We start from the raw sequence: 21,401 nt of genomic DNA on the forward strand, positions 1-21,401 counted from the left end.
TCGCTCGTCGCGCCTAGGCTCAAGGCATCGGCCACAGAAGTGGCCTTGAGGAAAGGACCACGTGATGTACACGCTCCAAATAGAACACGGCATTAAAGACTTTGGGATGTGGATGGGCGCCTACGGCGCAGACCCGCTGGGACGGGTCGAATCCGGCGTTCTCGCCGAGCGGATTTACCGCCCGGTCGACGATGAGCACTATGTTGTGCTGGATCTGGATTTTGCCTCCCGTGTGGAAGCCGCCGCCTTCTTAGATCGGCTTCGGTCCAACGTTTGGTCCGCGCCCTCGGCTTCCCCCGCACTGGCCTCGGGGCCAAAAACTCGCATTGTGGAGCAGCTGAACGGTGCCCACCGAGAATAAGCCAAGGGGTGCTGGTCATGGATTTGATGGTTCTTGTGTCGGAGCCAGTGCCTTCTTACCTTGTGCGGCCCGACGGTGACAGGCGAACCGGGAGGGTGTCCCATATCTGTGTGCCCGCCCGTACGCTTAGGGAAACGGATCACCGCTCGGAAGCTCGCGATTTCCTGAGAGTGCGCCGGTAAAGGTGGCCCCGGAGCGTGCCGGTTTGCGCAGCGGCATCCATCCTCAAGGCGCTGACCCGCTGATCACAGTGTGAAATGGTGGGCGCAACTCTTGCCGACACTCGAACGAAGGAAAATCATGGAACTGGCAGAACTGCTTGAAGACCTGGATGCAGGGCGCACCATCACGGGGGACTCGCCCATGCATGGCCTCATGCACCGGATCAGTCAAGAAGCCCTGCGCATCACCGGCGAACTCAACGCGGGATATCAGGAGCCCGCACGGGTGCGCGAGCTGCTGGCCCGACTGATCGGCAAGCCGGTGGATGAAACCGTGACGCTCTTCCCGCCGTTTAACGCCGACTTCGGAAAGAACATCACCTTGGGCCAGCGGGTCTTCATCAACGCCGGGTGCAAGTTCCAAGATCAGGGTGGGGTGGTTATCGGGAACGACACCCTCATTGGGCACAACGTGGTGATCGCGACCCTGAACCACGACCTTGCCCCGAGCAGGCGCGCGGATATGCATCCGGCTCCGGTTCATATTGGCCGCAATGTGTGGATCGGCTCAAACGCCACGATCCTGCCGGGGGTGACAATCGGGGATGATGCAGTGGTGGCTGCCGCCTGCGTCGTGACGAAGGATGTACCGGCGGGCGCCGTTGTGGTGGGTTCCCCCGCTCGGGTGGTGCGCTCGGTGACCGAGTAACCACCCCCGGGGGTCCACTTCCTTGGGCTCACCTTTTGATCTTGAAACAGTGCCCTTATCGGCCCCGTTCCGTCCTTCGGCGGTAGCAGGCACCACGTGCTCGGGCTCAAGCGTGGTCTGGAGCATGGAGTGGGCACAGCCGGCGATCACCAGCCCGGCAATCAGCATGAGCCAGCGATAGTCCACCACGGCCACCAAGAGCGCGCCCACGGCAATCGATGCCAATTGTGGGATATTGAGCACCAGATTGGTGGCAGCTGCGGTCCTGCCCTGCAACCGGGCCGGAGTCAGGCGCTGCCGGGTTGTCACGAGCGCAACAAAGATCCAAGGGATGCCCACCCCGGCCAGGAAGAGCGCCGGGAGAACGACCGCCGGCAACAATTCCTGCGTGGCGACAAACGGTAGTAGGTCGGTGGCGGCGGCTAGGGCTGCCAGCCCAAACAGGCCCAGCCCGAAGCCCACGGCTCGGACGGGGCCAACCCTACGCATCAGCATCGCCGCGGTGAGACCGCCGAGGATGCTTCCGGCTCCCTGCAGGCTCATGAGTATCCCGAAGAATTCGGGGTCCTTACCCAGGCCCTTGTCGATCAGTTCGAAGAGTGTTGAGTTGAACATGCCGATGACGCCCAGGGCTATGGCCGTCACGACCACCATCCGCCACAGTACGGGAATGCTGTTTAAGTGCCGGAATCCGGCGGAGTTTTCGTGCCACCATCCGCCGCGTTCGGAGGCAGATTCCGGCGCCGATTCTTGGACGGGCACCGTGAGTAGAAGTCCGGCGGTGAGCAGTAAGGCACCGGCGACTCCCACGGCAAGTGCGCCCCCGCCCCACAGCGTGTACAGCGCGGCGCCCAGCAGCGGAGTGAAGATCCGCAGTCCCTGGTCAATGGTGGAGAGTAAACCGTTGGCACTGTCCAGATGTTCGTCCTGAAGCATGTCACGCACCAACCCGGATTGAGCGGCTCCGTTGAGGATCCCCAGTAGCCCGTAGATGAAGGCCACCACGTAGATTAGCCAGAGGCCATCCGGGCCTGCGATCACGAGAAGTAGTAGCGCGCTGCCGGCCGAGACCGCGTTTCCCAAGATCAACAGCCTGCGACGGGGGAATCTGTCGGCGAGTGCGCCCACGAACGGGGAGAAGACGATGGGAAGTCCCAGCGCCAGGAAAACCATGCCTGCAGCGCTGGAAGAGCCCGAGAGATCCTTGACCCAGATGGAAAGCGTCAAGAATAGGGCACTGTCGGCAAGGTTTCCGATGGTCCAGGCTCCGGCGAACCTGCGGAACATTGGGATGGCGAGCAGGGCCTTCATGACCCCGCGTCCTTGGGCATCAGATCGTGGGCCAGTGTGGCAGCCATGAAGACGCGGATGGGGGCAGCTGCCTCGGGGCGCTGCGCCGGATCGGTGATGCGTTCCAGATAGGGGGCAATGAGCTGGCGGTAGTTTTCGGAAAAGGCATCGGCTTCCTCGGGGGTGAGGAACAAAGTTGAACCGACCTCGAACAGGTGGCCCTTCCAGGTGTCGGGGACCGGCAGGTGCCTACCCGCTCGCATTCGTTCGAATTCCCATGATTGGATCTGGTCGCCGAGTGCCACGGCTGCCATTTGAGTATCGGGGCCGGCCTGATTCCTGTCGATGTGTTGGATGATATCGATGATTTGCCAGGGTCTGTCACGCCCGGTGGCCCCGGGTGCGCGTTCGATGTAGCCGTGCTGGGCCAGTGTGCGTAGGTGGAAGGAACAGTTGGCCGGGCTCTCTCCGACATATTCGCTGGCTCGGGCGGCGGTGATCGGGCCCTGTGTGCCGACAACTTCAAGGAGGCGGATACGCAGGGGGTGGGCCAGTGCCCGCATGGCCTTGGCGTCAGTGATGTCCATGGGCCACACGCTACTATCGAAAGAACTCTTTCGCAAGAGTTCTTTCGATACGGTTCACAGGTGCGGTTATGGCTGCTTTCGGCTGCAATACCCGCCCGAGCTTATGGGGCGGCAGGTAGCGGGCATGTCGCACCGCGACGGCGCTGATAACCTCAATTCCATGAAGCCGTACGAGCTCGAGATGCTCACCGCACTGCGCCGGGCCAAGGACATGATTGATCGCGACTACGCGCTACCCCTTGACGTTCCCACGATGGCAGCTAGGGCGCTCATGTCGCCCGCGCACTTTTCACGGCAGTTCAGGGCCGCCTATGGACAGAGCCCATACGCCTACCTGATGACCCGACGCATTGAGCGATCCATGGCATTGCTGCGCTCCGGAGTCACTGTCACCGATGCCTGCATGGCAGTTGGCTGTACCTCCCTGGGCTCCTTCAGCACAAGCTTTACCCAGATTACCGGGGAGAGTCCGAGCGGGTATCGGATGCGTGATCATGCAGCGGTAGAAGCCATGCCGGCGTGCATCGCCAAGTCTGTCACCCAGCCCAAAAGCACAAAAACGCCGCGCTATTAGGTCCGGTGAAGCTCCCGAGCCAGACTCAGACGTTCCAGCGCTCGCCGACCACGGGGGCAAAGACCCCTGTGCTTGGTTAGGCAGAGTTCACCGGCAGGCAGCAGGCATTGAGCAGGATTCGAGAAGCGGGTCGGGGGTCGATTGCCTAGTCTGGAGTCATGGACATTTCATTGCAGTATTCACACATCACCGTCAATGACGTCGACGAAGCCATCGCGTTCTACCGCGACGGTTTGGGTCTAACGGTGGAGAACGACGTGGCCTCGGGCGAACACCGCTGGGTCACCCTGGGCACGGCCACCCAGCCGGGACTGGGCATCGTGCTCTCCAATCCACACGCGGGCCGCTCTGAGGCGGACGGCGACATCATGCAGGAACTACTGGCCAAGGGTGTGCTGCCCATGACGGTCTTTAGCACCAATGACCTGGATGGGCTCTTCGAGCAAGTTCGCGCCACCGGTGTTGAGGTGCTTCAAGAGCCCATTGAGCAGCCGTGGGGCCCGAAAGACTGCGCATTCCGAGATCCTTCGGGAAACATGATCCGACTTAACCAACGCCAGGGATAAGAGTCCGCACCTCAAGACGTCAGTGGCCGGTCATCCTCTTTGTGGGGACGACCGGCCACTAGTTTCGGTAGCAGTGTCTACCTAATAGGTGGGATGGGCCCGATGGGTTCGGGCTCATCGGGCGGGTAGGGGTGCTGGGGGTCCGGCGGATGCGGGATGGGTCCGGGATCCGCCGGAGGGTCGAAGGGCGGAACGGGAGGGACAGCATCGGGATCGGTCGGCCGGTGCGGCGGTACTGGAGGCTGTGGGATTGCCATGGCCACTCACCTTCTTTCGATAGTGGATGCAGGCCCAGTGTATGACGTGCCGTGCGGTCGTGGAACCCCCCTTTTGCCCCGTAGTTACGTCGGCACGCTACCACTAATCTTCGCCGGCAGGTCTGGAGCCGTTGGCAGGCTTGACGTTGATCTGTCGTGATGTTTCGTTTCTCTCATCGATAATCACCGGGGAGAAGCCGGTCACCCTGGGCTGATCGCTGATCGGGCAGTTCACCTCGGCGGGTCAGGTCATCGAGTAGCTGGGTATGTGGAGGCATCAGCGTGCCCCTTTTTCGACGAGGCGCGCCCGCACCGCGAGACCCGCGCAGAGGATAACAGCAACGCCTCCGGCGATCGTTTGCCAGGTCAGGAGTTCGTGAAGGAGGAGTCCTGCCCACAGGATGCTCATGACTGGCTGCGCGAGCTGAACCTGACTGACCTGGGTCATCGGGCCGATGGCCAGCCCACGGTACCAGGCGAAGAATCCAAGGAACAGGCTCACCACGCCTAGGTACAGGAACGCCATCCACTGGATGGGCGTTCCTGTCTGTGGCTGTTCGATGAGCGCAACAATGGTCAGCACAATCATGAGCGGGGCAGCAAGGACCAGTGCCCACGAAACCGTTTGCCAGGCACCCAGCTCGCGGGCCAGCAGGCCGCCCTCCGCGTAGCCAACAGCGGCCGCGAGCACTGCCCCAAACAGCAGTAGATCGGACCATGTCAGGTTTCCAAAACCGCTGCCTTGCAGCCCGGCGAAAAACACGGCGGCAACCGCACCGAGAATCGCGTAGATCCAGAATGACGGTGCGGGGCGTTCCTTGGTTCGCAACACGACCATGATGGCCGTCGCGGCCGGGAGGAGGGCGATCACTATCGCGCCGTGACTTGCTGGTGCGGTAGTCAGTAACTACTCGGGTAGCGCTCCGGAGCGGTTTCCCGAGGCAACGCGCATACTTCAGTCCGCTCTTGATCTACAACGCGGAAGCTAACGCCGAGCCCGCTCAGGCGCCGAATCGCGGGAGAGCATCGTGTAACCCGCACGCGGCTTCACCGTGTGACAGCCCCAGCCCGTGGGGCATGAGGTTTCACAAATATTAGCTGAGTCAGGACATTCATTTCCCACCTTGAGGATCGAGGAGCTAAACCTCTTTTTCGTGGCCGCGGACGTAAACTGAGAGTGCACGTTTCCTACCACGGATGGATTCCGATGTCCCTCTCAAACAGCCCCCTGACTACCATTATTCCCGTTACCGATACGCAGCGCTCACAGAAGTTCTATGAGGATTTGTTGGGACTTTCCTATCGGGGCCGGGCCGCGGATGGCAACCTACTTTTTGCCCTCGACGGCACTGGTACATTGGCTCTGCTCTCGGACCCCGAAGCCAAGGCCTCCGTCCACACCGCAGCAAGTTTCGAAGTCAACGACATCTCGGGGGTCATCACCGAGCTCTCCGGCCGGGGCGTGGTCTTCGAAGACTATGACCTGCCCGATTTAAAGACCACCGAGCATGTCTGTGTCCTTGGATCGGAAAAGGCCGCCTGGTTTAGAGATCCCGACGGAAACATTCTCTGCCTCCACGAGAATCTTGGGTAGAACACGTGCTGCGTAGCCGTACCGCCGCTGGTGGAGAGCATCCGAGCCACGTGGGATGCTTGGAGTATGGATCTGGAGATTTCGCCCGCGCTGACGATTCCGTCCTCCGAGCTCGACTGGCGGTTTTCTCGTTCCTCCGGCCCGGGCGGACAACGCGTTAATACTTCCGATAGCCGCGTCGAGCTTTCCTGGAATATTCCTGCCTCACGCATACTCTCAGATGCTCAGCGACAGCGGCTATTAAGTCGTCTTCGGTCCCGGCTGATCGCCGGGGTACTGACCGTTTCCGCATCCGAACAGCGCTCCCAATTGCGTAATCGGGAAACTGCGTTGATCAAGCTCGCCGAACTGGTGGACACCGCGCTGGCGCCAGATGGGCCAACACGACGTGCCACAAAACCAACCAAGGGATCACAGCGTCGTCGACTGGCAGCCAAGGGGCGCCGTTCGCTCACCAAACAGCACCGCCAACGGCCGCACGCAGAATAACCTTCAACTCACGGTGTAGTAGAGCTCAGGAACCACATTGGAAGCGCAGCTCGTGCCCATCCGGATCCTTAACATGCGGTAGTACCCAGCCGATAGCGCCGGGGTGGACGCCGGGATGAATTTCACCCAATGCGGTTAATCTGGAGGCTAAGGCTTCAAGCGCTTCTCGGTTCGGGGCGCCGAAGGCAAAGTAGTCGAAGCCCGCGGCAGCAAGTGCCCTTTCCGGGTCAAGCCACAGACCAAGTTCCGGGCCTCCGTGGGGATGGTGCATCACCAATCCTGCGATCTTTTCCCCGTCACCGACTTCCAAAACCAGCTTGTAGCCGAGCCGTGATTCGTACCAGGAACGACTGGAATCCAAGTTTGTCACCGGGAGCTTCAGGTGGTGAACTCCTGCCAACTCCGGCATTTCGAGATTCATGAGCATTGCCTTTCGTTGGTGGGCAGTTCCACGATAGGCCCGCCCCTGTCAAAAGCACAGGGGCGCTGTGGGTGGCCTTTGTTCACCCGTGCCGCCTCGCCACGAAGAATCTGAGCTGGCCGCTGCGTGTGACGGTGAAAAGACGAAAGAATGGGAGGATATTATCAATGGTTCGAGGCCCCTGCTAGGTGGTCCACTCAAGGGGGAAACACATCAAGAAGGAACTGGAAGATGTCGCCGGAGCGGCCGAAACGGCCTCGAATTCACGGGCCTTTGTGATCGTGGCGCGGGCGGGCTTTGCCGTCAGTGGGATCTTGCATGTGTTGATTGGCGTCATCGCGATCCGATTGGCCCTCGGGGAGTCCGGAGACGCAGAACAGAGCGGTGCGATTGCTCAGCTGGCTGCCCAGCCCGCGGGCCTGGCCATGATCTGGATTGGTGCTGCCGCGTGCCTCGGGCTGGGACTATGGCAGGTGAGCGAGATGCTCTTTGGGTACAGCAACGCACCGACGAAAACGCGCTGGGGCAAGAAGCTCTCCGCCGCCGGACAGGGCATCGTGTTCTTTGCGATGGCGCTGAGCTTCGGATCCTTTGGCCTAGGTAACCGTCGGGACAGTGGCGAGTCCACCAGTGACACCTCAGCTCAGATCTTGCAGGCTCCTGGAGGAGCTGCACTGTTACTCGCCATTGGTCTCGGCATTGCCGTGACCGGTTGCGTTTTTGGGGTCAGGGGCATCAGGCGGTCCTTCACCAAGACCCTGAACCTACCGTCGTCAACGCCGTTGCGACGCGGCACCCTTGCGCTGGGGATCCTCGGCTATGCGGCCAAGGGAATCACCCTCGTTCTTGTAGGGCTCTTGTTTATTGTGGCCACCTTGCAGGCGCGTCCGGAGGAGTCTACGGGGCTTGACGGGGCACTCAGGGCCTTGCGCGCCCAACCCTTTGGTAGCTACTTGCTCATCTTCATCGGTGTCGGGCTGGGATGCTACGGAATTTACCTGATCACGAAGTCGCGATTGGCGCGGATGTGATTCGGGATTCTTGGGTGTCTTAGGTCGGGCGCGACCGAAGCGCTGATCCTGCCCAAACCCGGTAAAAGAGGCTAGCGTTGGGAATATGAGCAAAGACATCGAGGACTCAACCGCGGGGGAAGAAATCGTCCACTCCCATCATCACCTGACACACAACACCGATGAGCGTGAGGTGAGTGATAAGCAGCTCTCCAAGTGGAAGAGCGAAGGCGGGGCGCTCCCGGCAGACTACGACCCGGACGTTGATGAGGATGAGCCATCGGGCGAGTAGTTGAACCCTAAGAGCTGAGGGAAAGCCGGTTCCTTGGCCACCGCTATGACATGGCGAAGGTGTCCTTCGGGTAGGTGTTGCCGTCGCTATAGGCGTCGCAGATAGCGTTCCGGCGCGTTCATGAAGGACCGCCAGTTGATCACCAGGTCAAGATCTTCCCAGTCGCTGGGCCGCAATCCCCATGGGCCAACCTCGTAGATGGTGGCACCGGGTAGGGAAGCGAGCAATGGTGAGTGCGTCGAGAGGATCACTTGTGAATCCCCCTCCGCCACCAGATCCTTCAAAATGCCCAGCAACGCCAGGCAACCGGAGAAGGACAATGCCGATTCGGGCTCGTCAAGCACCCATAAGCCGCCCTCGCGAAACCTATCGGTGATGAGCTCGAGGAATGACTCTCCGTGACTCATGGTGTGGAACGACAGATCCTGACGCCGCATGGAGGGGTGATCTTCCAGATAGGTGTAGAGGCCATGCATGGTCTCGGCGCGCAGGAAGTATCCTCTGCGGCTCGCACCAACATTGCGCACCAGCTGCAGATGTTCCTCCAACCCCGATTCGGTGGCCCGAGTGCTGTGTTGGGCGCCGGTGGACCCACCCTCGGGAGAGAGCCCGTAACTCAGGGCGATGGCTTCGATGAGGGTGGACTTCCCCGAACCGTTTTCGCCCACTAAGACGGTCGCGGCTCCGAAATCCATGCCCTCCTCGAGCAGCTGGAGTACCGGCGGAAGCGTTTGGGGCCATTGGTTGCGGGGCGCGGGAGAAAGTTGATGCTCGGTGATGCGACGGATCGGCAGCTGGGAGAACATTATCGGTGCGAGACGGGGTTAGACGCCGGTGACAGTGCCGTCATCGTCGATGGAGAAGGACGGATTGTGCACAAAGTCCCAGCGGAAGCCGTCGGGGTCCGCCACGCAGGCGCTGGTGCCGCCCCACGGTCGCTTGGTGGGTGCGGTGATCGAGGTGGCGCCGGAGGCGAGCGCTCGCGTGTAGAGTTCCTGAACTTCTTCGACGCTGGTGGTGTTGTGTCCCAGCGACAGCGGTGGGGCAAGCTCGCCGTGCCCCACCTGTCCGTATTCGCTGGGCATCGATTCGACATTCCACAATGCGAGCATGAGCCCATAGCCCGCCTGAACGAACACTATTTCGCCCGGAACATGGTTGATTTCGCGAAAACCTAGCCCGGTGACGTAGAAATCGCGTGAGCGCTGGACATTATGCACGCCCAGGGTCAGAGCTGTGACGGCGGGTATCTGGGGGGAAGTCATGACCATAAGCATAGGCCCACGTCGAATCCAGACGAGAGTGACCGCCAGCAAATTGTCGTAGATACGTTCTAACCTCTCCTTGTATAGAACGTATTTTCTAATAAAATGGTTGAGTGTATGGGTAGCTCCCGTGAGCGCCGTCGCCTCTTAGTGGGGTGTGCCGGCGGGAGGGCTGGGCTATGCGAAGGGAAAGTGGGGAGCGAATGGGAATCTTTACCCAGTCGATCGAGGTTGACTGCACACCGGCAGGGGTGCCGATCCGCATGCGCTGGCAAGGTCGCGAGTATAGGTTGGCGGCCGAGCCGGTGCGCTGGTTTGAGCGACGCAAATGGTGGAAAGAGGAATTGCGCGCCGAACGCGGACGCGGGCCGGGGCTGGTGGACTACGAGGTCTGGCAATTACAGGTCAAGCTTGCCGGAGTGGGCCCCCTGCGTACCTTCGAGGTTTCCCGTCAGGTCGACACCGGACGCTGGCGCATCATTCGTATGCCCGAGGCCTACCAGGAAAGCGCCTAAGTGAACGCCGAACACCTAGCGTGCGTCAATCTCTTGTCCGGGTGCACTGGCCGTTGGCGAGGTGGGGTGCAAGGCTGGAGCCAAGCGCCCCCGGTGACGAGGGCTGGATCGCAAACAAGGAAGTGTGCCAATGGACGAGGTATTTGATGTGGCAATCATCGGAATGGGTCCCGGGGGTGAGGTTGCTGCCGACCGGTTGCTCACTGGTGGTAAAAAAGTCATAGCGTTTGAGTCCGAACTCATTGGCGGGGAGTGCGCCTATTGGGCTTGCATCCCCTCCAAGACGGTACTGCGCGGGCCGGAGGTGAAGCTCGAAGCCGCTCGCACCGCTGGCGTCGGTGCGAGCGAGCTGAACTGGGAACAAGCCAGAGACTATCGCGACTATATGGCCCGGAACCTTGATGATAGTGCCCAGCTAGCAGGGTATATCCAGCGCGGGGCACAGGTAGTTCGAGGAAGGGCAAGCATCGCCGGCCCGGGACGCGTGCGGGCCAATGGGCAGGAGTATCTGGCCCACCACATCATTATTGCTACGGGAACCGAACCGGTGATCCCGGATTTCCCGGGTGTAGGAGACATTACCGCGTGGAGTAATCGTGAGGTGTACACGCTCACGGAGCTTCCGACTTCGGTGGCCATCGTGGGGGCAAGTGCGGTCGCGTTGGAGACCGCCAGCTTCCTCACCGGGTTCGGTGTTGAGGTGACCCTCATCAATCGGAGCGACAGGCTGCTGCGGCGCGAGGAGCCAGAAGTTTCGGCGCTCGCCGAAAAATACGTGCGCGAGCTGGGCGTTACGGTACTGGCACACACCTCGGTGGTCGGTGGGAAGCGCGGGCACCTCGGGGAAAGTGAATTGGAGTTAAGTAATGGCACCAGCCTTAAGGTTGATGCCGTCATCTTCGCCACCGGACGCACGCCGCGCACCGGCGAACTGGATGCGGCACGGGCAGGGGCGACCCTTGATGGTCGGGGGAACGTGCGCATTGATGAACACTGCTGGGCGGCCGAGGGGCTCTGGGCCATTGGGGACGTTACCGGGGTTATGCCCTTCACCCATGTGGCCAAGTACCAGGGGCGCGTAGTTGCCGACTGCATCCTGGGCGCAGACCGGATCGCGAGTTACGACGGAATTCCACGCGTGGTGTTTGCCAACCCGGAAATCGCCGCCGTGGGACTTACCCGTGAACAGGCCGAAAGTCGCGGGATTAACGCCGCGAGTATCCACGTAAACCTGCCCGAGACGCTCGCCCGGCCCTGGACCTACGAACAGGAACCCCGTGGGGACCTCGGCATCCTGGTGGACAGGCATCGTCGAGTGCTTCTCGGGGCCTGGGCAGTTGCGCCACTGGCGGGGGAATGGATCCACCAGGCATCCCTAGCCATCAGGGGAGAGTTGTCCCTGGAGGTCCTACGCGACAGCGTGGCGCAATTCCCCAGCTACAACGAGGCCTACCTCGTGGCCCTGGACCGGTTGGGCAGCGCCGAAGGGATCTAGTCGCGCCGCAGGCTTGCCGAAGGTCTGCCACGGGCTGCGATTGATGCCGAGGTGATCGTGGGGTGACACTGGTGGGACCCGGCCCGACGGGGCCGGGTCCAACCAGTGTTTCAGTCGGTCTCTAGTCGGTCTGCACGGTGAACGCCGTGCTGCTTGAAAGACCGCGGTCGGTCAGCTTGGCCGTCAGGCGGTGAATGCCGACCTGGGCATCGGCTGGCACACTGATGCGAGCGGTGGCTGTTTTGTTTTCGCCCGGGAGGATCCGGGGTGCAGTGCTTGACTCGAGAACCCATCCCGCGGGCAGATCGAACTGCAGATCGGCCTGCGGAAGTGCCCGCCCGGTCTGGTTGGTGATTGAAACGCTGAGATCGACCGTGCCCCCGGCGGTGGCAGTGGTTGTCTCGACATTCAACGGTGCGGCGAGGCCTCCGAGCCAGGCAAGGTTGAAGGCGGCGTACCGGATGCCGCCGAAGCCTGCCTCGGGCTCGTAGAGCAGTCCGATGTCGCCGTTGGGCAACGTGGCCAGCGTGGAATACGACATCCCCTCGGGTTGGAAGACCTTGGATGCCGGCCAAGTTTTCCCGTCGTCGAAGCTCATGCGAATGGTGCCGTTGACGCGTTGCCCGGGGATGTTTGAGGCCGCGTTCGAGAACAGCAGGACCTTCGCATTGGCGGAGCCTTCCCGCGCGTTTGGGTAGGCCCGAACGATGGAGGCATTGTTCGCGGGGTCCGGCAGTTCACGGTCGACGGTCACGGGGCCGTAGGCGATGCCGCCGTCCTCGGAGATGGCCACTTTGCGGTACCCGCTGCGTTTGGAGTCGCGCGAGTTCAACATGACGCGGCCGTCGGAGAGCTCGACCGTCTTGTTCTCGTCCATGCCCACGCCAACGGGCTCGCCGGCCTGCCAATTCTGGCCGTGGTCGTCGGAGTAGACGGAGACCGCTTGGAAGTCGCCGGCGCCGTTGATGATGGTGTATTGCTGGATCAGACGGCCGGCGTGCTCGCCGTACTTGAGCTGGATGCCTTGGCCGGAGGCGGCGAACCGGGACCGCCAGCCCGGATCGGAGGTGATGTCGGAGGTGATGACATCATGCTCCCAGGTATGTCCGTTGTCCCGGGAGAAACTGACCTCTGCTTGGATGACGTTGCGGTTGTTGGGGTCCACCCCCGGCTGGGAGTTGATGAACCCGCGGTCAAAGGACTTGACGTGGAAATTGAAGATATCGCCGGTCTCCCGATCAACGATGTAGCTCGGATCGGAATATCCCACGATCGGGACTTCCGTCTTGCCCTGTTGGATCAGTGTTTGTTCCTCCCACGTGATGCCCCCCGTCGGTGGATCTGCGCTGCAGGATGGAGTTCGGACCGGGAGAGTCTTTCGCCGTCGGTCGGCCGTCGTAGGAGGCGAGGATGTCGCCCTCATTGGTGACAGCCAGTGCCGTTATCCGGTAGTTCGCGAACCCGTTCTCACCGTTTGTCGCCAGTTGATGCTCGGTGTAGAACGGCTGGCCAGCCTGCGGCGGCTTGGCGTCATAATTGGGAAACCGATCGGAATTAGCTTGGGCGGGTGCCGGCAATGAAGCGATCAAGCCGATCGTAAGGGCCATGCTCGCGAGGCCGGCCAGGCGGTTTCGCGCTGGTGACGTGGTAGTCATGTGTGTCCTTTCGTAGGGGGAACGTCTGTCCCCGGTCGATCATACGACGTGGGACGTCCTATGTGAAGGGCATCACAATATTCGGGCGGGGGAGTGATTCTCAGGTGCTCACGTTCCCGTGCCCTAGGGATTTCCCTGCACCCTTGCCTCAGCCTGGCTGCAGGTGGGCATTCTCACCGCCGAGCTCTTGTTGCAGGTCAGCCACGAAGTCCTCGGCCGCGCGCGCGAGGGGATGGGGCGATTTGGTTCCAAGCACTTGATTCGAATACATATTCTAATATGATGGTCTTGAGCCCTCCACCGGGCCCGACGCCAGCCTTAAGGGCGTCCTCCCGAAACCACCACGGCACCCGCCGCGCATACCAAACGGAGCGAAAAGGCGGAAGCCGAGGGGGAGAGATGAGCTTCACCCACCTGCATGTCTCCTCGGCATTTAGCGCCCACTATGGAGTCTCCTGGCCCGAGGACCTCGTTGCCGCAGCGATCGCCGACGGGGCGGACGCCCTAGCGATCACCGACCGTGACGGGCTCTACGGAAGCGTCAAACACCTCAAGGCCTGCATCGAAAACGGCATAGACCCCATCCTCGGAGTTGACCTAGCCCTCTTAGAGCCAAGCGCGGGCCCGGTCATCCACGGTAAAACCAAGGAGCTGCGCACCGCTGGCCGCATCATCGCTCTGGCCAAGGGGCACAGCGATGGCGCCGGATATGCAGCCCTCTGCCACCTCATCACCGCGGCACATCAACTCACCACCAGTACGGGGATACACAAACCAAACATCGGCATTACCCGCGAGGAGCTTGCCACCTACGTGAAAGCGCCCAACGGGGAGGTGCTGCTCACCATCATGCTCGGAGCCGGATCCGACGTTGGCCTAGCCACCGGGCACCGCCAGTACAACCAGGCACGCACCTTATTACGCGACTGGCGCTCCTTGCTGGGAGTCGACGCACTACGGGTAGAGATCACCACACACCTGAGCAACCCAGGAGAGAAGCTCAGCACGGCTCACGCCATCCGCATGCTGCGCTGCGCAATAACTGTAGGCATCGCCCCGGTGCTAACCAACGCCGTGCGGTATGCCGAACCCGATGGGGCAGCAACGGCCGATGTCCTAGACTCCGCACGGGCATTGAGCTCACTCTCAACCCTCAACGACATTCAACCCAACGGGCAAGGCTGGCTTAAACCCGCAGAACACATGCACCACCTCGCCACCGAGATCGCACGATCCGCCACAGACACCTCCCTGACACCCACCCTGCTGCGCAACACCGCCGCGCTCGCCGACTGGGCACGCCTTGACCCGGGACCAGACACGGGATGGGGAAACCCCGTGGTCCCCGAGTCTCACATCATCGGTATCACTGCGGATCCCAACACCGAGCTAGCCGCCCGCTCGGAGGCAGGCATTACCCGCCTGCTCCCGCACGAGATCAACAACCCCCTACTGCGTGAGCGCCTCGAAGCCGAACTCTCCACCATCGCCGACCTCGGATTCGCCCCCTACTTCCTCACCGTCGCGGAAGTCAGCTCCATGATCACCGATATGGGGATACGCTCAGCGGCCCGCGGATCCGGCGCCTCCTCACTGGTGAACTACCTCATCGGCATCAGCCAGGTAAACCCCCTGACCCACGACCTACTCTTCGAACGCTTCCTCTCCCGCGACCGCGCCACCCTGCCCGACATCGACATCGACGTCGAATCCGCCCGACGCCACGAGATCTACCGCAAAATCTTCGACCGCTTCGGAGCCCAACGAGTCTCGCTCATGAGCATGCAAAATGGTTACCGCGCTAGGGGAGCGGTACGCGACGCCGGAACAGCCCTGGGCATGGAAGAAGCCGACATCGATGTGATTGCCAAACAACTCTGGCGCTTCTCCGCCTCGTCCTTCCGCGACGCCCTGGCCGAAAAACCAGAACTTGCCCCCTTCGCCGACCGTCTCGGCACCGAAAAACAACTCGACCTCCTCGTGGACCTCACCGAACGCCTCGACAGGCTACCGCGCCACATCTCCATGCACCCCTGCGGAGTCATCCTCTCCGATAACACCCTGCGCGACCGCACCCCCATGGAACCCAGCGGAATCACCCTGCCCATGAGCCAATTCGACAAGCACGACATGGACCCCATGGGAATGCTCAAGCTCGATGTCCTGGGGGTACGCATGCAATCGGCCATCACCTACTCCCTGGCCGAAATCGCCCGCATCCACCCCAGCGCACAAGCCGTCGCCACGGCAGGGGGACACCTCAGCGGTAAGCCCGCCTCCATCCCCGGTTACATCCAACCCAACGGAGCCATCGACCTCGCCCTGGTCCCACTGGATGATGAGCCCACCTTCGAACTCATCCGCTCCACCCACACCCTGGGCTGCTTCCAAATCGAATCACCCGGACAACGCGAACTCATCGGCAAACTCGCCCCCACCGAATTCAACGACCTCATCATCGATATCTCCCTCTTCCGCCCCGGACCCATGAAATCCAACATGGTCAAGCCCTACCTGGAAAACCGCCACGGCTTCGCACCGGAAAAATACCCCCACCCGGACCTCGCGCCCGCGCTCGCCGAGACCCATGGGGTCACCGTCTTCCACGAGCAGGTGCTACGGATCTTTGACGTGATGACAGACTGCGGGTTGGCCAAGGCCGATGTTTACCGCCGACTGCTGGGTAACCCGAAGGCCGAGCCAGCGGTGGAGTCCCTCTTCCGCTCGAAGGCGCTGCGGCGCGGCTATTCGCTGGCGGTCATCGATGAGGTGTGGGGAACGCTGTCCGCCTTCGGGTCCTTCGGATTTTGTAAGGCCCATGGTGCTGCCTTTGCCGTGCCCACCTACCATTCGGCCTGGCTTAAGGCGCACCACCCCGAGGCCTTCCTGGCCGGGATCTGGGAACACGATCCGGGTATGTATCCCAAACGGCTTCTGGTGGCCGAGGCCAGACGGATGGGCATCAAGATTCTGCCATTGGACATCAACCGTTCCGCCCTGGGCTACAAGGTAGAAAAGCTTGACGGGCTACTGCCTCCCGCGCAGCTTCCGGTGGTGCCACGCGCGGTGGGCGCCATGCCCCCGGGACGGTACGGGATCAGGCTCTCGCTGCGGGGGATCCGTTCGGTCTCCGAACGCGAGGTCACCCGGGTGGCGGCCGGGCAACCCTATGATTCGATCGCCGATGTACGAGCGCGCTCCGGACTCACACGCACCTCACTGAACCACTTTGCCGCACTCGGTGCCTTCGATTCCCTGCAGGCAGGTATCGGGCGGGGCAACCGTGCGGATTTGGTGGAGCACCTGCGCGCCGGCTCCAGCAAGCCCGTGCCCCAGCGTCATCGACCGATTCCCGGACAGCTGTCATTGCCGCTGGGGGATATTGACCTTTCCACCATGCTCATCGGGGCGGAGCAAACCCCGCTCGATGAGGTGGTGCGCACCGAACTTGATCTGATGTCTCTGGATGTCAGCGCGCACCTGATGGAATCCCACGGGCCGCTCTTGGACGCTTTGGGTGTCTCTCGCGCGCAGGACCTGCTGGCGATGCGCAATGGCACCGAGGTCTTGGTGGCCGGGGTGCGGGTGGCTACCCAGACCCCGCCGATGCGCGGTGGACGGCGGGTCGTGTTTATCTCGGTGGACGATGGAACCGGCTGTGTTGATGCGACGTTCTTCCATGAGGCCCAGCAGCGTTGTGGCCCGCTGCTCTTCTCCACCCGGTTGCTGCTCATCCACGGACTCACCCGCCGTACCGGGCCCCGGGGCATCAGCCTGCAGGCCCTAGATGCCTGGGATCTCTCGGCCAAGTCCACACTGCCGGCCTCGGGCTATCTGGCCGATCCCGCAAGGGCGCGGAACCAGAGCTTCGGGTCTTCCGCCCTGAACCCAGCGGCGAAGAACTCGGCCGTGAGCCTGGCTCAACGGATGGCCGCCGAGGATCTGGACACCCGCGGCTACCTGGGCGCCTGAACGTGGCCGGGTCTCGTTGGTTAGGCTAAGCGTTCGCCGTTGCGCAGGTGCTCGCGTAATCCCGGGAGCGCGAAACTCACTTCTCCGCGTCCGGCCGGCTCAATCAATCCGGCCTCGATAAGGCGGGCGCGATAGTTTGCTGCCAGCTGCAGGGAGGCCTTCATGCGCGTGGCCACCGCCGCGGTGCTGGAGGGTCCGCTGTCGAAGGACATGGCGCGCAGGTAGTCCATGTCTCGGTCCGAGGCCTTGGAGATGGCCGGTCCGACAACCATGCGGATGTTTCGCTTTAAGGCCGCAGCAACTGCCTTCTGCGCCGATTCCCGGTCAACAGTGCCATGCCCTCTTTCGGCTTCCTTCCACAGGAAGTAGCCGATCAGCTGGATGAGGAACGGGTAGCCGAAGGTCGCCTCGGCAGCTTCGTCCAGGAACCCGTCCGGAAGGTGGATCCCGGCCGCCGAGAATTGCCGCGCGTAGGAGGCCCTGACATCCCGAACATCCACGGAGTGCAGGTCGATCTTGTCGGCTCGTCGAAGGAAGGTCGCCACGCCTTCGTTGAGGATGTCGGAAATCGCCGCCGGTAGGCCAGCGCAGACGAAGCTAATGGGCAGCCCGTCTCGTACCCAGTGTTGGATGACCGCTGCTAGCTGCAGTAATTCACTGCGGTCGGCGTCCTGGATTTCATCCAGCGTGATCAGTAGCCCGGTGCCGTTGTCGTCCAGGCGTTGTAGGAGTTTCGCCCCCAGATTGCGGAATTCAACCTGACGCTCCCGTGGAAGCTGCGTGGTGACACCAAAGCCTGCGGCCGAGAACGCAAGAATTTTCCGCGGCGGGGGGCCCTCGCCCAACTCCTCATCAAGCAGGCGTGCGGAGTCGGCAATCCTTGCCAAGAAACCTGCGGTGGATGTCTCGGAGATGACCGCCCAGCCCTGCTCCTGGGCCAGGCCTTGGGCCTCGTTGAGCATGACGGTCTTCCCGACTCCTCGGGCACCGGTGATGATGGTGAGCAAGCCCAAGACGCCGGAGCGGATGCGCAGACCATATTCGAACTCCTCCAGGGTGCCGTTGCGGTCGATCAGCTCCGGGGGAGTCCTGCCGAAGGTTGGCCGGAAGGGATTCTGCATCTCGGGCATCGGGTCTCCTGTCGGTGAAGTGCTGTGAATAGTATTTATTCACACTTTACACATCTATTCACAGTGAGACTGCTCTGATCGGGTTGGAGGATGATCGGTGCGGAAGGTCGAGCAAGTCGATCGATGGCAAGAGAGTGCTCCGGTGAACGGGCGCCGGGGCATGCGTGTGGCTAGTCGAGTATGTGGGACACCAAAAGTTCTGTGATTCCAAAGACTCAAGTCAACGTTTGGATAGTTTTGTCAGAGGGCCGGTTTCATTCAGAGTGCGATCGTTCTGTCCGGGCTGAAACTCCTAGCGTGAATCTCCGTAGCGCTCATCGTGGGCCCTCGGCTTATGTGGAAGGGCCACCCCGTGGTCAGTTAGGAAAGATTGGCCCGAACCTTGGATTCCAGAATCTTCTTCACCATTGCCGGATACCACCGCACGCCACCCCCGTGTCGTTGATGTTCCGTCCTCGGCCAGCCCCTTGGCAATCGCAGTAGTTGCGCCCGGCAACGTTAGGCCTTGATCCGCTTCACTACCGCAACGGGGAGCTCCCAAATTCATCTCGGTGAGCGCCATCGCCCATCCATCGCGCCGTGCCCTAACCAGGAGCCCGGCAAAATCTTCGACGCTGCGACTAATCCGATCGAGCCGAATAGCCGGCACCCCTTGGGCTAGCATCATCCAAAAGTAGTATTTACATCGTATTTTGATACGCGATACGGTCGAATTGTAAGATCATCAACACGTTCAAGGAGAAGTCCACGCGTCAAAATCAAGATTCCTTCGCGTTTCTGTAGGACAAGCCGTAAACGCCATGGCAGCGCTCAAGGCGAGCTCTTCAAATATAGCCAAGCCCGCAAGCATCGTGACAACGCTTGCTAAGAAAGCAGCCATCGCGGCGCTTCGATACAGTTCAAACAAGATACCCGCGAAGATGCGACCATACGCAAACAAGATCGCTAATTTCCTCGAAGAGCTCGAAGACTGGCAATCAGACCAATCATTACCGGTCTGGTTGCCCTAGGCGTCGATCCGGGAATCGCCACATGGGTTGTTGTCTTCGTCGGTGTCTCAGAGGTCCCAGCGACGTTAGGTTCTGATGAATAAACTAAACACCCCTGAAAAATTAGGGTTTGGGCTCTACCTAGCCATGGTGACTCTCGCAACCGGCCTGCCGTTACTTCTGGGATTTTTTACCCCGCTAGGGTTTTCCCAGCTCGGAAACCCTAGGCCCGGAATTCTGTTCTGGTCTCCGCTACTGACCGTTGTTTTCGTTCCGATAATTCTAATTTTGGGAGAGATTAGTGATCGGATCGTTCTAAGGATTTTCAACGGCGCCAGCAAGATCGCCGTTCAGAGTCTGCAGACGCTTTTGACCTTTGTCGTCATTCTTGGTTGCTATCGTCTTGTGATGACTTCTTACCAAGCGGCTCTGATCGCAGCGGTAACCGCAACCTTGGGATATTTGGTTCTATCTCCTGTCATTAACCGGTTGGAGAAGAAAGCGCCACGGAGCGACGGCTAGACCAGTCGTTGGCTAGAGCCCCATCCGGTGCTCTGAATGATCTAGTTAGATACCTTGAGTAGGAATACGGGACCCCGCAAGGAGGCGGATTACTGTCCTGTCCGCCGATGTCATCAAGGCAACCCCGTTCGGTGCGATCCCGCGGCTCCCGGCCGAGGACTTTGCGCCGCTTCCCCTGGTATTCCTGAGTCTCCTCGCCCTAGTGCTGGCCGCACTCGGGTTCCGGCGCTTTCGGGCCAGGGACTTGATGCCCGAATAGCACGGAGGCGTGCGGCTCCAGCACCACCCTTTACAGCGGATTTGTTGTGGCAGTAGCGTGGGCGCCATGGACTGGAAACTTGAACTAGTGTTTGTCCCCGTGTCCGATGTGGACCGCGCCAAGGATTTCTATGTGAATAAGGTCGGTTTTAATGCCGACTACGATGAGCGGCCCAGCGAGTCGATCCGCTTCGTCCAGCTGACCCCACCGGGATCGGCCTGCTCCATCACCATCGGCGAAGGCCTAAATGACGCGGCCCCCGGGACGGCCCCGAGCCTGCAGATGGTGGTCAGTGACATCCATGAGGCCCACGACCAGCTCAAGGCCAATGGTGTGGAGGTCAGCGACGTTGATATTCAGCCGTGGGGGCACTTCGTGTACTTTGCGGATCCTGACGGCAACAAGTGGGCGGTGCAATACCTGCCACAGCGCCCGAACGGCTAACCATCTAACCGGCAGCAAATTGCCGATCGTCCATCCTGCGACACGTGCCGGGCACCCAAGAACGCGTTTTCGGCAAGATCTTGCCGAAGGCGCGTTTCCATGGAGGCGCTGGCCGACACCTCGACACCGGAGGACCTGGACTTCGCCGTGCTGGCGAACTCGGTGGATCTACATGCACTTCCCGGGGTGCAGGACAAGGCGAGCGTCTCGATGCTCACCACGCCGTTGGCGACGCGCGGCCAACGCTATGTGCTCACGCTGGTCCCCGCACAAACCCCCATCTGGTGGCCAATGAGGCAGCACATCTGGGTGGGGCAGGAAAGCTGAACCTCCCAGTGATGCGCCACCGGATTATCCCTGACAAGCACGGACTGGCCGGCCTGCTGGTCGAGCGGTTCGACCGCCGGCCGGAAGCCAATGGCCACTGGCTATGAATGGCCCTCGAGGACGGAACGCAGGTTATGGGTCTGCCCCGGCCGCGAAGTACACCGTGGCGGCCGAAGACGTTGCTGTGGCCCTGGCCCGTTTGTGCCTTGCCCCGGTGGTGGCCAGCCGCAATCTGTACCTGCAATTCGCCTTTGCCTGGCTGACGGGCAAGGGGAACCTCCATGCCAAGAACCTCTACGTGCTGGGCAGACCGGGTGGCGGATTTGAGATATCGCCGATGTACGACGTGTCGCGCTGCTTTATGGTGATGACACCATGACGCTTCCGATTGGAGGCCAAATCAAGAACCGCAAGGCTGCGTCCGCGGTGGACCTAGCCGCGCTGCCCTTCGAAGGATCAATGTTGCGCGGGGCGCAGCGGGAACTGCGTTTATGCCGGGACGAAATACAGGGATAGC

General features: G+C 61.3%; 22 protein-coding genes and 2 pseudogenes. 16 read left to right on the forward strand and 8 right to left on the reverse strand.

Going from position 1 to position 21,401, the window contains the following annotated elements:
* Window positions 1-64 precede the first annotated feature (64 nt).
* Together KUF55_RS08110 and KUF55_RS08115 are read left to right on the forward strand one after the other, a co-directional pair.
* Entirely contained in the window at window positions 65-361 is a 297-nt protein-coding gene (locus KUF55_RS08110; RefSeq protein ID WP_132363582.1) for a hypothetical protein, read from the forward strand.
* A 300-nt stretch (window positions 362-661) separates the two neighbouring features.
* Window positions 662-1,231, forward strand: a complete 570-nt coding sequence (locus KUF55_RS08115; protein ID WP_132363584.1) for a DapH/DapD/GlmU-related protein — start codon at window positions 662-664, stop codon at window positions 1,229-1,231.
* A 132-nt stretch (window positions 1,232-1,363) separates the two neighbouring features.
* Here the strand turns inward: KUF55_RS08115 and KUF55_RS18710 are convergent.
* Window positions 1,364-2,542: pseudogene (locus KUF55_RS18710) on the reverse strand (MFS transporter); the annotation flags it as partial.
* A complete protein-coding gene (locus tag KUF55_RS08120; RefSeq protein WP_132363588.1) occupies window positions 2,539-3,108 on the reverse strand; it encodes a helix-turn-helix domain-containing protein in 570 nt (189 codons plus the stop codon). The gene KUF55_RS08120 and the pseudogene KUF55_RS18710, both read right to left, overlap by 4 nt.
* 160 nt (window positions 3,109-3,268) lie before the next feature.
* Between KUF55_RS08120 and KUF55_RS08125 the strand changes: the two genes are divergently transcribed.
* Window positions 3,269-3,682, forward strand: coding sequence for a helix-turn-helix transcriptional regulator (locus KUF55_RS08125; RefSeq protein WP_132363980.1), 414 nt, complete (start codon window positions 3,269-3,271; stop codon window positions 3,680-3,682).
* A 158-nt stretch (window positions 3,683-3,840) separates the two neighbouring features.
* Complete coding sequence (locus tag KUF55_RS08130; protein WP_132363590.1) at window positions 3,841-4,248, forward strand: VOC family protein; 408 nt, start codon at window positions 3,841-3,843, stop codon at window positions 4,246-4,248.
* Between the two features lie 534 nt (window positions 4,249-4,782).
* On the opposite strand, the pseudogene KUF55_RS08135 reads toward KUF55_RS08130, so the two are convergent.
* Window positions 4,783-5,409 (reverse strand): annotated as a pseudogene (locus KUF55_RS08135) (DMT family transporter); the annotation flags it as partial.
* Window positions 5,410-5,712: 303 nt separating this feature from the next.
* Here KUF55_RS08135 and KUF55_RS08140 point away from each other — a divergent pair.
* Window positions 5,713-6,099, forward strand: coding sequence for a VOC family protein (locus tag KUF55_RS08140; RefSeq protein WP_218818536.1), 387 nt, complete (start codon window positions 5,713-5,715; stop codon window positions 6,097-6,099).
* A gap of 66 nt (window positions 6,100-6,165) precedes the next feature.
* Window positions 6,166-6,588: an alternative ribosome rescue aminoacyl-tRNA hydrolase ArfB gene (gene arfB / locus KUF55_RS08145; protein ID WP_218818537.1), complete on the forward strand. Its 423-nt coding sequence runs from the start codon at window positions 6,166-6,168 to the stop codon at window positions 6,586-6,588.
* A 25-nt stretch (window positions 6,589-6,613) separates the two neighbouring features.
* On the opposite strand, the gene KUF55_RS08150 is transcribed toward arfB, so the two are convergent.
* A complete protein-coding gene (locus tag KUF55_RS08150) occupies window positions 6,614-7,009 on the reverse strand; it encodes a VOC family protein (protein WP_218818538.1) in 396 nt (131 codons plus the stop codon).
* Between the two features lie 188 nt (window positions 7,010-7,197).
* Between KUF55_RS08150 and KUF55_RS08155 the strand changes: the two genes are divergently transcribed.
* Window positions 7,198-8,040 carry a DUF1206 domain-containing protein gene (locus KUF55_RS08155; protein WP_255557380.1) on the forward strand — a complete coding sequence of 281 codons (843 nt, stop codon included), beginning with the start codon at window positions 7,198-7,200 and terminating at the stop codon, window positions 8,038-8,040.
* A gap of 85 nt (window positions 8,041-8,125) precedes the next feature.
* Window positions 8,126-8,311, forward strand: coding sequence for a hypothetical protein (locus KUF55_RS08160; RefSeq protein ID WP_132363602.1), 186 nt, complete (start codon window positions 8,126-8,128; stop codon window positions 8,309-8,311).
* Between the two features lie 86 nt (window positions 8,312-8,397).
* On the opposite strand, the gene KUF55_RS08165 is transcribed toward KUF55_RS08160, so the two are convergent.
* Together KUF55_RS08165 and KUF55_RS08170 are read right to left on the reverse strand one after the other, a co-directional pair.
* The gene (locus KUF55_RS08165; protein ID WP_132363604.1) at window positions 8,398-9,117 is read right to left on the reverse strand and encodes an ATP-binding cassette domain-containing protein; all 720 of its coding nucleotides are present in this window, start codon (window positions 9,115-9,117) and stop codon (window positions 8,398-8,400) included.
* An 18-nt stretch (window positions 9,118-9,135) separates the two neighbouring features.
* Window positions 9,136-9,576 carry a VOC family protein gene (locus tag KUF55_RS08170; RefSeq protein WP_218818539.1) on the reverse strand — a complete coding sequence of 147 codons (441 nt, stop codon included), beginning with the start codon at window positions 9,574-9,576 and terminating at the stop codon, window positions 9,136-9,138.
* Between the two features lie 203 nt (window positions 9,577-9,779).
* On the opposite strand from KUF55_RS08170, the gene KUF55_RS08175 reads away from it, so the two are divergent.
* Entirely contained in the window at window positions 9,780-10,091 is a 312-nt protein-coding gene (locus KUF55_RS08175) for a hypothetical protein (RefSeq protein ID WP_132363608.1), read from the forward strand.
* Between the two features lie 130 nt (window positions 10,092-10,221).
* The gene (locus KUF55_RS08180) at window positions 10,222-11,586 is read left to right on the forward strand and encodes an NAD(P)/FAD-dependent oxidoreductase (protein ID WP_218818540.1); all 1,365 of its coding nucleotides are present in this window, start codon (window positions 10,222-10,224) and stop codon (window positions 11,584-11,586) included.
* Between the two features lie 121 nt (window positions 11,587-11,707).
* Here KUF55_RS08180 and KUF55_RS08185 read toward each other — a convergent pair whose 3' ends face one another.
* Window positions 11,708-12,856 (reverse strand): exo-alpha-sialidase, encoded by a 1,149-nt coding sequence (locus KUF55_RS08185; RefSeq protein ID WP_255557381.1) that lies wholly within the window; start codon window positions 12,854-12,856, stop codon window positions 11,708-11,710.
* A gap of 784 nt (window positions 12,857-13,640) precedes the next feature.
* Between KUF55_RS08185 and KUF55_RS08190 the strand changes: the two genes are divergently transcribed.
* Window positions 13,641-17,213 (forward strand): DNA polymerase III subunit alpha, encoded by a 3,573-nt coding sequence (locus KUF55_RS08190; protein WP_218818542.1) that lies wholly within the window; start codon window positions 13,641-13,643, stop codon window positions 17,211-17,213.
* Window positions 17,214-17,233: 20 nt separating this feature from the next.
* On the opposite strand, the gene KUF55_RS08195 is transcribed toward KUF55_RS08190, so the two are convergent.
* Window positions 17,234-18,343 (reverse strand): ATP-binding protein, encoded by a 1,110-nt coding sequence (locus KUF55_RS08195; protein ID WP_245325832.1) that lies wholly within the window; start codon window positions 18,341-18,343, stop codon window positions 17,234-17,236.
* A gap of 1,085 nt (window positions 18,344-19,428) precedes the next feature.
* On the opposite strand from KUF55_RS08195, the gene KUF55_RS08200 reads away from it, so the two are divergent.
* From KUF55_RS08200 to KUF55_RS18730, 5 genes are all read left to right on the forward strand, one after another.
* The gene (locus KUF55_RS08200; RefSeq protein ID WP_218818543.1) at window positions 19,429-19,854 is read left to right on the forward strand and encodes a hypothetical protein; all 426 of its coding nucleotides are present in this window, start codon (window positions 19,429-19,431) and stop codon (window positions 19,852-19,854) included.
* Between the two features lie 325 nt (window positions 19,855-20,179).
* Window positions 20,180-20,557 carry a glyoxalase superfamily protein gene (locus KUF55_RS08205; RefSeq protein WP_218818544.1) on the forward strand — a complete coding sequence of 126 codons (378 nt, stop codon included), beginning with the start codon at window positions 20,180-20,182 and terminating at the stop codon, window positions 20,555-20,557.
* Window positions 20,558-20,656: 99 nt separating this feature from the next.
* Window positions 20,657-20,884: a hypothetical protein gene (locus KUF55_RS18720; RefSeq protein WP_255557382.1), complete on the forward strand. Its 228-nt coding sequence runs from the start codon at window positions 20,657-20,659 to the stop codon at window positions 20,882-20,884.
* Window positions 20,885-20,987: 103 nt separating this feature from the next.
* Window positions 20,988-21,263 (forward strand): HipA domain-containing protein, encoded by a 276-nt coding sequence (locus KUF55_RS18725; RefSeq protein WP_255557383.1) that lies wholly within the window; start codon window positions 20,988-20,990, stop codon window positions 21,261-21,263.
* A complete protein-coding gene (locus tag KUF55_RS18730) occupies window positions 21,260-21,400 on the forward strand; it encodes a hypothetical protein (RefSeq protein ID WP_255557384.1) in 141 nt (46 codons plus the stop codon). Before KUF55_RS18725 ends, KUF55_RS18730 begins: the two co-directional genes overlap by 4 nt.
* Window position 21,401: the final 1 nt, after the last annotated feature.

The organism is Paeniglutamicibacter sp. Y32M11 (assembly GCF_019285735.1).
Lineage (GTDB): Bacteria > Actinomycetota > Actinomycetes > Actinomycetales > Micrococcaceae > Paeniglutamicibacter.

Coding starts and splice junctions, on each gene's coding strand:
- KUF55_RS18720 (WP_255557382.1), top strand. CDS start 20,657: ATGGAGGCGCTGGCCGACACCTCGACACCGGAGGACCTGGACTTCGCC.
- KUF55_RS08150 (WP_218818538.1), bottom strand. CDS start 7,009: ATGAATCTCGAAATGCCGGAGTTGGCAGGAGTTCACCACCTGAAGCTC.
- KUF55_RS18730 (WP_255557384.1), top strand. CDS start 21,260: ATGACGCTTCCGATTGGAGGCCAAATCAAGAACCGCAAGGCTGCGTCC.
- KUF55_RS08205 (WP_218818544.1), top strand. CDS start 20,180: ATGGACTGGAAACTTGAACTAGTGTTTGTCCCCGTGTCCGATGTGGAC.
- KUF55_RS08170 (WP_218818539.1), bottom strand. CDS start 9,576: ATGACTTCCCCCCAGATACCCGCCGTCACAGCTCTGACCCTGGGCGTG.
- KUF55_RS08180 (WP_218818540.1), top strand. CDS start 10,222: ATGGACGAGGTATTTGATGTGGCAATCATCGGAATGGGTCCCGGGGGT.
- KUF55_RS08160 (WP_132363602.1), top strand. CDS start 8,126: ATGAGCAAAGACATCGAGGACTCAACCGCGGGGGAAGAAATCGTCCAC.
- KUF55_RS18725 (WP_255557383.1), top strand. CDS start 20,988: ATGAATGGCCCTCGAGGACGGAACGCAGGTTATGGGTCTGCCCCGGCC.
- KUF55_RS08190 (WP_218818542.1), top strand. CDS start 13,641: ATGAGCTTCACCCACCTGCATGTCTCCTCGGCATTTAGCGCCCACTAT.
- KUF55_RS08200 (WP_218818543.1), top strand. CDS start 19,429: ATGAATAAACTAAACACCCCTGAAAAATTAGGGTTTGGGCTCTACCTA.
- arfB (WP_218818537.1), top strand. CDS start 6,166: ATGGATCTGGAGATTTCGCCCGCGCTGACGATTCCGTCCTCCGAGCTC.
- KUF55_RS08125 (WP_132363980.1), top strand. CDS start 3,269: ATGAAGCCGTACGAGCTCGAGATGCTCACCGCACTGCGCCGGGCCAAG.
- KUF55_RS08130 (WP_132363590.1), top strand. CDS start 3,841: ATGGACATTTCATTGCAGTATTCACACATCACCGTCAATGACGTCGAC.
- KUF55_RS08115 (WP_132363584.1), top strand. CDS start 662: ATGGAACTGGCAGAACTGCTTGAAGACCTGGATGCAGGGCGCACCATC.
- KUF55_RS08165 (WP_132363604.1), bottom strand. CDS start 9,117: ATGTTCTCCCAGCTGCCGATCCGTCGCATCACCGAGCATCAACTTTCT.
- KUF55_RS08120 (WP_132363588.1), bottom strand. CDS start 3,108: ATGGACATCACTGACGCCAAGGCCATGCGGGCACTGGCCCACCCCCTG.
- KUF55_RS08195 (WP_245325832.1), bottom strand. CDS start 18,343: ATGCCCGAGATGCAGAATCCCTTCCGGCCAACCTTCGGCAGGACTCCC.
- KUF55_RS08140 (WP_218818536.1), top strand. CDS start 5,713: ATGTCCCTCTCAAACAGCCCCCTGACTACCATTATTCCCGTTACCGAT.
- KUF55_RS08175 (WP_132363608.1), top strand. CDS start 9,780: ATGGGAATCTTTACCCAGTCGATCGAGGTTGACTGCACACCGGCAGGG.
- KUF55_RS08110 (WP_132363582.1), top strand. CDS start 65: ATGTACACGCTCCAAATAGAACACGGCATTAAAGACTTTGGGATGTGG.